This is a genomic window from Streptomyces niphimycinicus (assembly GCF_018883605.1).
Taxonomy (GTDB): Bacteria; Actinomycetota; Actinomycetes; order Streptomycetales; family Streptomycetaceae; genus Streptomyces; species Streptomyces niphimycinicus.
The window spans coordinates 1-7,418 of record NZ_JAHLEM010000724.1 but is presented as its reverse complement, the minus strand read 5'-3'; the positions used below and the strand labels follow the sequence as shown (position 1 = coordinate 7,418).

Sequence of the window (7,418 nt, the reverse complement as noted above, 5' to 3'; positions counted from 1 at the left end):
CGCCTTGGTGGCTCTGAGCGGCAATCCCATGGCGGTGTACCTCCTTAGGCCCTCCCCACTTCGGGCATTCGGCCGCTTTTGGGCCGAAAAACACCCTGCGCCCCGAATGCCGTCCACCGCATGCAGTAAAACCTCCCCCTTCGGGTGATATCGCGTTCCCCCCGGCACACCCGCCGCCCCGCATCGTTAGCGTGTACTGCTCATACGCCCAGCCATGTCTCCCGCGCCCGTCCCGGGCGTCCGCTTCTCCCGGGTGTCCGTTTCTCCCGGGCGTCCTTATCTCCCGGGCGTCCTTATCTCCTGGACGTCCGCTCCCATGCGTGTCCCCTGCGTGCCGGAGGAGTCCACCGCGTGTCCGAGGAGTCCACGCTGTCCAGGTCCAGGCCCCTGCCCAGGCCCCTGCCCGGGTCCCTGCCCAGGTCCGGGCCCATCTCCGGGTCCCGCGCCGCGGCCTCCCGCCTCGACCGGCTCAACACCGCCACCGCCGACGCGGCCGAAGCGGCGCTGCTCGCCTGCTGCGGCAGCCGCCGCTGGGCCCGGCTGATCGCGGCCCACCGCCCGTACCCCGATCTGGAGGCGCTGCTGGCCGCCGGGGACGAGGCCGGCTACGACCTCACCCCCGCCGATCTGGACGAGGCGCTCGCGGACGAGTCGGTCGTCGGCCATGAGCTGCCGCCCGCGGAGAGCCTGGGGTCGCACGCCGCCCACACCGCACTCCAGGCCGCCCACGATGCGTACGAGCGTCGATTCGGTCACGTTTTCGTCATCTGTCTGGATGGTCTGCGGCCCGGGGAGCGGCTCGACCGGCTGCTGACCGGGATCCGGGACCGGCTGGGCAACGACCAGGAGCGGGAGCGCGAGAACACCGCCGAGGAGCTGCGGCGCATCGCCCGCGGCAGGCTCGCCCGGCTGGCCGCGAACACCTCCCGGGTGCCCGACGTATCCGGGTTCCGTATCGCATGATCGCCCGTTCGTGCTTGATAGATCACACCTGAGCCCCCCGGACGAACCAGCCGACAGCACGTCGGTACGATGTCCAGGGCCGGTGGACCGTACCCGGCCGGGCCCGACCGACCGTGAAGCCGGCAGGCCCCAAATCCGCTTCCGGAGGGTTTTTCCGTGCCGGCTGGAACGTTGTATCGCGGCCGGGAAGGCATGTGGTCCTGGGTGGCTCATCGAGTCACCGGCGTCCTCATCTTCTTCTTCCTGTTCGTACATGTGCTGGACACCTCGCTGGTCCGCGTCTCGCCCGAGGCGTACGACAACGTGGTTGCCACCTACAAGAATCCCGTCGTGAACCTGATGGAGTACGGCCTCGTGGCCGCCATCCTGTTTCACGCCCTCAACGGCCTTCGCGTCATCGCCGTCGACTTCTGGTCCAAGGGAGCGAGGTACCAGCGCCAGATGCTCTGGGGCGTCGTCGGTATCTGGGTCGTGCTGATGGCGGGCGCCTTCTACCCGATCCTCCAGCACACGCTGCGCGAACTGTTCGGGAGCTGACGCACATGTCCGCCGAGACCACCACCCCCGCGAGCGACTCGGTCACCGGGTACGACGTGGATCATCCGGCCCCGGTCATCGAGCCGCCGCGGGCCCGTACCCGCAAGACGCCCAGGGCGACCCGTACGAACTTCGAGATGTACGGCTGGCTCTTCATGCGCCTGTCCGGCGTCCTGCTGGTCGTCCTGGTCCTGGGCCATCTGCTGATCCAGCTCGTGCTGGACGGCGGTGTCACCAAGATCGGCTTCGCCTTCGTGGCCGGCCGCTGGGCCTCGCCGTTCTGGCAGGCATGGGATCTGATCATGCTCTGGCTCGCCACGCTGCACGGCGCGAACGGCCTGCGCACGATCATCAACGACTACGCGGAGCGGGACACCACCCGCCTGTGGCTGAAGGGGCTGCTCTACACGGCGGCAGGATTCACCATCGTGCTCGGCACTCTGGTGATCTTCACCTTCGACCCGAACATCCGCTAGGCCCCGGGGCTGAGGTATCCACTCATGAAGATCCATAAGTACGACACCGTCATCGTCGGCGCCGGCGGGGCCGGAATGCGCGCGGCCATCGAGTCGACCAAGCGCAGCCGCACCGCGGTGCTCACCAAGCTCTACCCGACCCGCTCCCACACCGGCGCGGCGCAGGGCGGCATGGCCGCCGCCCTCGCCAATGTCGAGGAGGACAACTGGGAGTGGCACACCTTCGACACGATCAAGGGCGGTGACTACCTGGTCGACCAGGACGCCGCCGAGATCCTGGCGAAGGAGGCCATCGACTCCGTCCTCGACCTGGAGAAGATGGGCCTGCCGTTCAACCGCACCCCGAACGGCACCATCGACCAGCGCCGCTTCGGCGGCCACAGCCGTAACCACGGCGAGGCCCCGGTCCGCCGGTCCTGCTACGCCTCGGACCGCACCGGCCACATGATCCTCCAGACGCTGTACCAGAACTGCGTCAAGGAGGGCGTGGAGTTCTTCAACGAGTTCTACGTCCTGGACCTCCTGATGACCGAGGTCGACGGGGTCAAGCGGACCGCCGGTGTGGTGGCGTACGAGCTGGCCACCGGTGAGCTGCACGTCTTCCAGGCGAAGGCCGTCGTCTTCGCCTCCGGCGGCTGCGGCAAGTTCTTCAAGGTGACCTCCAACGCGCACACCCTCACCGGTGACGGCCAGGCGGTCGCCTACCGGCGCGGGCTGCCGCTGGAGGACATGGAGTTCTTCCAGTTCCACCCGACCGGCATCTGGCGGATGGGCATCCTGCTGACGGAGGGCGCCCGCGGTGAGGGCGGCATCCTCCGCAACAAGGACGGCGAGCGCTTCATGGAGAAGTACGCGCCGGTCATGAAGGACCTGGCATCGCGGGATGTCGTATCGCGGTCCATCTACACGGAGATCCGTGAGGGCCGCGGCTGCGGTCCGGAGGGCGACCACGTCTATCTGGACCTGACCCACCTGCCGCCGGAGCAGTTGGACGCCAAGCTGCCCGACATCACCGAGTTCGCGCGGACGTACCTGGGCATCGAGCCGTACACGGACCCGATCCCGATCCAGCCGACCGCGCACTACACGATGGGCGGCATCCCGACCAACGTCCAGGGCGAGGTGCTGGCGGACAACGACACCGTCGTCCCGGGCCTGTACGCGGCCGGCGAGGTCGCCTGCGTCTCGGTGCACGGCGCCAACCGGCTGGGCACCAACTCGCTGCTCGACATCAACGTCTTCGGCCGCCGGGCGGGCATCGCCGCCGCGGAGTACTCCGCCAGGGCCGACTTCGTCGAGCTTCCGGAGGACCCGGCCGCGTTCGTCCAGAACCAGGTGGAGAGCCTGCGGGACGCGACCGGCACCGAGCGGGTCACCGAGGTCCGCAAGGCGCTTCAGGAGACCATGGACAAGAACGTCATGGTCTTCCGCACCGAGCAGACGCTCAAGGAGGCCGTCGAGGAGATCGGCCACCTGCGGGCGCGCTTCAAGAACGTCAGCGTCCAGGACAAGGGCAAGCGGTTCAACACCGATCTGCTGGAGGCCATCGAGCTGGGCAACCTGCTCGACCTGGCCGAGGTCATGGCGATCTCCGCGCTGGCCCGCAAGGAGTCGCGCGGCGGCCACTACCGCGAGGACTACCCGAACCGCGACGACGTCAACTTCATGCGGCACACCATGGCGTACCGAGAGGTGGGCGCGGACGGCTCCGAGTCCATCCGCCTCGACTACAAGCCGGTCGTGCAGACCCGCTACCAGCCGATGGAGCGTAAGTACTGATGAGCACCCCCACCCTCGAGAAGTCCGACCAGGCCCCCGAGGCGGCCGACGCCACCGCCTCGCACCTGATCACCGTCACCTTCCGGATCCGGCGCTTCAACCCGGAGATCTCGGACCAGGCGGTCTGGGAGGACTTCCAGATCGACCTGGACCCGAAGGAGCGCGTCCTCGACGGTCTCCACAAGATCAAGTGGGAACTGGACGGCACCCTCACCTTCCGCCGCTCCTGCGCCCACGGCATCTGCGGATCCGACGCGATGCGGATCAACGGCCGCAACCGGCTGGCCTGCAAGACGCTGATCAAGGACATCAACCCGGAGAAGCCCATCACGGTCGAGCCGATCAAGGGGCTCACGGTCCTCAAGGACCTGATCGTGGACATGGAGCCGTTCTTCCAGGCGTACCGCGATGTGATGCCCTTCCTGATCACGACGGGCAACGAGCCGACGCGTGAGCGGCTCCAGTCCGCCGAGGACCGCGAGCGGTTCGACGACACCACCAAGTGCATCCTGTGCGCCGCGTGCACCTCCTCGTGCCCGGTGTTCTGGAACGACGGCCAGTACTTCGGCCCGGCGGCGATCGTCAACGCGCACCGCTTCATCTTCGACTCCCGCGACGAGGGCGGTGAGCAGCGGCTGGAGATCCTGAACGACAAGGACGGCGTCTGGCGCTGCCGCACCACCTTCAACTGCACCGAGGCGTGCCCGCGGGGCATCGAGGTCACCAAGGCCATTCAGGAGGTCAAGCGCGCTCTGATCACGCGCCGCTTCTGAGCGGCAGCTTCTGAGCGGCAGCTTTTGAGCGGCAGCTTTTGAGCGGCAGCTTTTGAGCGACGGAGCCTTTGGGCTCGGAGCTTGTGGGCGAGGGCCCCGCTTCCCGGATTCCGGGGGCGGGGCCCTCGTCGTATCGGCGCACGCCGGAGAGCTATACACGCGATGTATACGCATGGCGTATAGTCCTGTGCATGGCCACCGCCTACCTTCTGCCGATCAAGACGGCCGCCGCCCTCTTCCCGCTGCTGGCACTCTTACTGCTGCTGCCGACAGCCGTCGTCCTGTACCGCCGTCACGGCGTGATGTCCCCGGGGCGGACGCTGTCGCTCTACGGCTTCCTCTACTACCTGCTCACCGCCTACTGCATGACGATCGTGCCGCTGCCGAAGCAGACCGGCGACATGTGCGAGCGGTTCGCACCCGTGGCCCATCCGCAGTGGGTACCCGGGAACACCTTCAGCGACATCTGGAAAGAGGCCCACCACAAGGTCGGGCTCAACTCGCTGATCCTCCAGAACCCCGCCGTCGCCGGGACCGTCTTCAATCTGCTGCTGCTCCTGCCGCTCGGCGTCTTCCTGCGCTACCACTTCGGGCGTTCGCTGCGCGCCACCGCCGTCATCGGCTTCGTGGTCGCGATGTCCTTCGAGCTCACGCAGTGGACCGGGGTGTGGGGCCTCTACAGTTGCCCCTACCGCCTCTTCGACGTGGACGACCTGATCGTCAACACCTCGGGAGCGGTGATCGGCTGGCTGCTGGCCGGGCCGGTCGCGCGGATGCTGCCCGCGCTGGAGACGCTGGACGGGCGGGCGCTGGCGGCACGTCCGGTGCCGTTCGGGCGGCGACTGACGGCGCTCGTCGTGGATGTGGCCGGATATGTCGTCGCATCGGTGTTTACCGCGGCCGTGATGACCTATCAGGGCGGCGCGGCCCCCTCATGGATACCGGTCGGAATCTTCGTGGCCTGGTTCATCCTCCTGCCGCTGGCGACCGGCGCGACCCCCGGAAAGCGGCTGTTGCTGCTGAAGCTGGTGTCGGACGACGGCGGCCCGCTGGTGCCCTGGCGGCTGACCCTGCGCGCGCTGCTGCTCGGGGCACTGGTGATGCCGTTCCTGTCGGGGCTGTTCCTGGCCATGCTGACGCTGCTGCACGAGCCGTGGCCGTCCGGGCTGTTCGCCACCGTCCGCGACTCGGGCGCCCAGGGCGCGGCGGCGGTCCTTACGGCGCTCAGCCCCCTCCAACTGCTGGCGGTGCTGGCCGGGTTCGCGCTGACCGCCATCTGCGCACGGACGACGCTGCGCCATCCGCACCGGCTGGGCCCGCACGACCGCATCTCGGGCATACGCAACGCCCCGCTGCCGCACCGCCGCGCCAAGCGGGCCGACGCGCGGGACGGCGGCGTACGGGCTGCCGCGCAGGGCGCCGACCGGTCGGGGCCGGTCGCGGTGGCGCGGGCGGCGGACGACGACGCTCCGGCGGAAGACCTCGACCGTCCGCTGGTCAGCACGGGTCCCGTCGGTCCCGTCGGTCCCGTCGGTCCCGTCGGTCCCGTCGGTCCCGTCGGTCCTGTTGGTCCTGTTGGTCCTGTTGGTCCTGTCGGTCCCAGCGGCTCGGCGGAGGTTCAGCGGTCCGCCGTCGACTCGCGCTGATGCGGAGTGGGCGGCCTGGACGCCGGGTGCTCGGGCGCTCAGACGCTCAAGTACGGGTCGAGGCCAGCTCCACCACGGTGACGTCCGGTGGCGCCCCGACCCGTACCGGCGGGCCCCAGGCGCCCGCGCCGCGGGTCACATAGAGCTGGGTGTCGCCGTACCGCTCGAGACCGGCGGCGGTGGGGTTGGCCAGCTCGGCCACATAGGTGCCGGGCCACACCTGACCCCCGTGGGTGTGGCCGGAGAGCTGGAGATCGACGCCCGCCTTCACCGCGTCGTGGATCACCACCGGCTGATGGGCGAGCAGCACGGAGGCACGCGAGCGGTCGCGGTCGCCGAGCGCCTTACCGAAGTCGGGCCCATGGCCCTCGCTCTCGCCCGCGATGTCGTTCACCCCGGCGAGATCGAAGCCGGGCAGCTCGGTGCGCTCGTTCTCCAGGGGACGCAGGCCCAGCTCGCGCACATGGTCCACCCACTCGTCGGCGCCCGAGTAGTACTCGTGGTTGCCGGTGACGAAGTAGCTGCCATGGCGGGCGCGCAGCGCGCGCAGGGGCTCGGCGGCCGGGCCGAGATCCGCGACACTGCCGTCCACGAGATCGCCGACGACGGCGATGAGGTCGGGGTTGGTGCGGTTGACCGCCTCGACGACCCGCTGGGTGTGGGCGCGGCCCAGGATCGGCCCGAGGTGGATATCGCTGACGACGGCGATCCGGAAGCCATGCGCCCGGCGCGGCAGCTTGGCGAGCGGCACGGCGATCCTCTTGACCCGCGGCCCGCGCAGCACGGTGTACGTCCCGTACCCCACCGTTCCGGCAGCCACGGCAGTGGCCCCGACGGCCACGGCCCGCGCGACGAACAGCCGCCGGGATGCGGCGGGCGGATGGCCCGCCGCGCCATCCGCGGCGGCCTTGGCAGCCCCGCCCGAGACGCTCCCGGCCGACGCCGCCGCTCCGCTCGCCACAGCCGGGCCCTCGCCGTCCCCGACCGCGACCTTCACCAGGCCCGCGGCGCCTTCCGACGCCCGCCCCGTAGGACCGTCGAACGCGCCCACCGGGCTGTCCACGGCGGCCCTGCCAGCCCACCCAGCGCCGTCTCCGGCCGCCACCGTGCCGCTTGCCGGAGCTGTCGCCCCGCCGTCTGGCACCACCGTCGCGGCGGCCCCGCTGTCGTCGGCGAGCGCCGTCGGCACCCCGCCCGGCGCCCCCTCGGGGGACACTGCCCCACCACCAACGTCGCTCGCGGCG

General features: G+C 69.8%; 7 protein-coding genes. 6 read left to right on the top strand and 1 reads right to left on the bottom strand.

The window, feature by feature from the left end; translation table 11 throughout:
* The first annotated feature begins 351 nt into the window (after nt 1-351).
* From KN815_RS41270 to KN815_RS41245, 6 genes are all read left to right on the top strand, one after another.
* Nucleotides 352-963 (top strand): 2-oxo-4-hydroxy-4-carboxy-5-ureidoimidazoline decarboxylase, encoded by a 612-nt coding sequence (locus tag KN815_RS41270; RefSeq protein WP_216346917.1) that lies wholly within the window; start codon nt 352-354, stop codon nt 961-963.
* 156 nt (nt 964-1,119) lie between these two features.
* Nucleotides 1,120-1,500, top strand: coding sequence for a succinate dehydrogenase, cytochrome b556 subunit (gene sdhC, locus KN815_RS41265; protein WP_014061379.1), 381 nt, complete (start codon nt 1,120-1,122; stop codon nt 1,498-1,500).
* A gap of 5 nt (nt 1,501-1,505) precedes the next feature.
* Nucleotides 1,506-1,976, top strand: coding sequence for a succinate dehydrogenase hydrophobic membrane anchor subunit (locus tag KN815_RS41260; RefSeq protein WP_216346916.1), 471 nt, complete (start codon nt 1,506-1,508; stop codon nt 1,974-1,976).
* Between the two features lie 24 nt (nt 1,977-2,000).
* Nucleotides 2,001-3,755, top strand: a complete 1,755-nt coding sequence (sdhA, locus tag KN815_RS41255) for a succinate dehydrogenase flavoprotein subunit (RefSeq protein WP_216346915.1) — start codon at nt 2,001-2,003, stop codon at nt 3,753-3,755.
* Nucleotides 3,755-4,528 (top strand): succinate dehydrogenase iron-sulfur subunit, encoded by a 774-nt coding sequence (locus KN815_RS41250; RefSeq protein ID WP_216346914.1) that lies wholly within the window; start codon nt 3,755-3,757, stop codon nt 4,526-4,528. Before sdhA ends, KN815_RS41250 begins: the two co-directional genes overlap by 1 nt.
* Before the next feature lie 191 nt (nt 4,529-4,719).
* A complete protein-coding gene (locus KN815_RS41245) occupies nt 4,720-6,174 on the top strand; it encodes a VanZ family protein (RefSeq protein ID WP_216346913.1) in 1,455 nt (484 codons plus the stop codon).
* Between the two features lie 46 nt (nt 6,175-6,220).
* Here the strand turns inward: KN815_RS41245 and KN815_RS41240 are convergent.
* Nucleotides 6,221-7,418 (bottom strand): metallophosphoesterase (locus tag KN815_RS41240; RefSeq protein ID WP_253209571.1); only part of this gene is annotated, 1,198 nt, incomplete at its 5' end.